The organism is Rhodoferax sp. UBA5149, assembly GCF_002413825.1.
Lineage (GTDB): Bacteria > Pseudomonadota > Gammaproteobacteria > Burkholderiales > Burkholderiaceae_C > Rhodoferax.
The window spans coordinates 34,016-37,063 of sequence record NZ_DHXT01000106.1; the positions used below are offsets into that span (position 1 = coordinate 34,016).

Annotated in this window: 2 pseudogenes; both read right to left on the reverse strand. The window is 57.4% G+C overall.

Going from position 1 to position 3,048, the window contains the following annotated elements:
* A pseudogene (locus B3V69_RS09795) lies at window positions 1–1,493 on the reverse strand (DNA-directed RNA polymerase subunit beta'); the annotation flags it as partial.
* A 24-nt stretch (window positions 1,494–1,517) separates the two neighbouring features.
* Window positions 1,518–3,048, reverse strand: a pseudogene (rpoB, locus tag B3V69_RS09800) (DNA-directed RNA polymerase subunit beta); the annotation flags it as partial.

The following is a 3,048-nucleotide window of genomic DNA, read 5'->3' on the forward strand; positions in this document are numbered from 1 at the left end:
ATCGAAGGTTCGCCGTTGGACGGGAACAGCACGTTGTTGGAGGCCAGCATCAGGGTGCGGCACTCGACCTGCGCTTCCACCGACAGGGGCACGTGGACGGCCATCTGGTCACCGTCAAAGTCGGCGTTGAAGGCGGCGCAAACCAGCGGATGCAATTGAATGGCCTTGCCTTCGATCAGGATCGGCTCAAAGGCCTGGATGCCCAAGCGGTGTAGGGTAGGCGCACGGTTCAGCATCACCGGGTGTTCTTTGATTACCTCTTCCAGGATGTCCCACACCACGGGCGTGCCGGATTCGACTTCCTTCTTGGCGGCCTTGATGGTCGTGGCGATGCCCATGGCTTCGAGACGCGCGAAGATGAAAGGCTTGAACAACTCAAGCGCCATCAGCTTCGGCAGACCGCACTGATGGAGCTTGAGCGTGGGACCCACCACGATCACGGAGCGACCCGAGTAATCGACCCGCTTGCCCAGCAAGTTCTGGCGGAAACGTCCGCTCTTGCCTTTGATCATGTCGGCCAGGGACTTGAGCGCGCGCTTGTTGGCGCCCGTCATCGCCTTGCCGCGACGACCGTTGTCCAGCAGCGAATCCACGGCCTCTTGCAGCATGCGCTTTTCATTGCGAGCAATGATTTCCGGTGCTTTCAATTCCAACAAACGGCGCAGACGGCTGTTGCGGTTGATCACGCGACGGTACAGATCGTTCAGATCCGAGGTGGCAAAACGGCCACCGTCCAGCGGCACCAGGGGGCGCAAATCCGGTGGCAACACGGGCAACACGTCGAGTACCATCCACTCGGGCTTGATGCCGGATTTCTTGAACGCTTCAAGCAGCTTGAGGCGCTTGGTGTTTTTCTTGATCTTCAGCTCGGAACCGGTCGGGTCGTTGCGAAGCTTCTCGATCGAGCCGTCGATGTCAATGCTTTGCAGCAAATCCTTGATGCCTTCGGCACCCATCTTGGCCTGAAACTCGTCGCCGTATTCCTTGAATTTGGCGTCAAAATCGTCTTCCGACATGATGCTGAATTTCTTCAGCGGCGTCATGCCCGGATCGGTCACCACATAAGCTTCAAAGTACAGCACGCGTTCGATGTCGCGCAAGGTCATGTCGAGCACCAGGCCCAGACGCGACGGCAGTGACTTCAGGAACCAGATGTGCGCACAAGGTGCCGCCAGGTCGATGTGGCCCATGCGCTCCCGGCGCACTTTGGTCTGGGTCACTTCAACGCCGCACTTCTCGCAGATCACGCCGCGATGCTTGAGGCGCTTGTATTTGCCGCACAGGCATTCGTAGTCCTTGATGGGACCAAAAATCTTGGCGCAAAACAGGCCGTCACGCTCGGGCTTGAAGGTGCGGTAGTTGATGGTTTCGGGCTTTTTGACCTCGCCGAAAGACCACGAACGGATCTTCTCGGGAGAGGCCATGCCAATCTTGATGGCATTGAAATGCTCATCAGGCGTGAACTGCTTGAACAGGTCGAGTAATGATTTCATGTTGAATCCTTTTCTTGTCCGTGCTTAGCTGCGTTCCAACTCGATATCAATACCGAGTGAGCGGATTTCCTTGACCAGCACATTGAACGATTCCGGCATGCCGGCTTCGATCGAGTGCTCACCCTTGACAATGCTCTCGTACACCTTGGTACGGCCCTGCACGTCGTCTGACTTGACCGTGAGCATCTCCTGCAGCGTGTAGGCGGCGCCATACGCTTCGAGCGCCCAGACCTCCATCTCGCCGAAACGTTGACCACCAAACTGCGCCTTGCCGCCCAGTGGTTGTTGCGTGACGAGACTGTAAGGACCGGTGGAGCGGGCGTGCATTTTGTCGTCCACCAAATGGTGCAACTTCAAGAAGTGCATGTAGCCAATCGTGGTCGGACGCTCGAACGGATCGCCGGAGCGGCCGTCATACAGGTTGGCCTGGGTGCGCGCAGCTGTCAGTCCCTTGGCCTTGACAATGTCATCCGGGTAGGCCAGTTTGAGCATGGTCCGGATTTGCTCTTCCGATGCGCCGTCAAACACGGGTGTCGCGAACGGCACGCCGTTCGTCAGGTTTCCCGCCATTTCCAGCACTTCATCGTCACTCAGCAGAGACAGCTCTTCCTTGCGGCCGGTGCCGTTGTAGAGCTCTTCCATGAACTTGCGCAATTCGGCCACCTTGGCTTCTGCCTGCAACATGTCGCCAATTCGGTTGCCAATGCCTTTGCCGGCCCAGCCCAAATGCACTTCCAACACCTGCCCCACGTTCATTCGTGAAGGAACGCCGAGTGGGTTCAGGACGATATCGCAGGGCGTGCCATCCGCCATATAAGGCATGTCTTCGACCGGAACGATCTTGGAAACCACACCCTTGTTACCATGGCGACCGGCCATCTTGTCACCCGGTTGCAGCCGGCGTTTGACGGCGATGTACACCTTGACCATCTTCAACACGCCCGCAGGCAACTCGTCACCCTGCGTCAGCTTCTTGCGCTTTTCTTCAAAGGCGAGATCGAAGCTGTGGCGGGTTTGCTCCAGAGAGTTCTTGTTGCTCTCCAACTGAGTGGCAATCTCATCCTCGGCGGGACGAATATCGAACCAGTGGAATTTGTCCACCGAGGCCAAATACGCCTTGTCGATTTTGGTGCCTTTGGCGAGCTTTTGTGGGCCGCCGTTCGCCACCTTACCCAGCAACAATTTCTCGATTCGGTCGAACGCGTCTGCTTCCACAATGCGAAGCTGGTCATTCAAATCAAGACGGAAGCGCTTGAGTTCGTCGTCGATGATTTGCTGTGCACGGCGGTCGCGCACAATGCCTTCACGGGTGAATACCTGCACATCGATCACGGTCCCTTTCGAACCCTGGTCCACACGCAAAGATGTGTCTTTGACGTCGCTGGCCTTTTCGCCGAAGATGGCGCGCAGCAGTTTCTCCTCTGGGGTCAGTGTGGTCTCGCCTTTAGGTGTGACCTTGCCAACCAGCGTATCGCCGGGCTCAACTTCAGCGCCGACGTAGATGGTGCCCGACTCGTCCAGACGATGGAGCTGTTGCTCGCTCAAGTTAGGGATG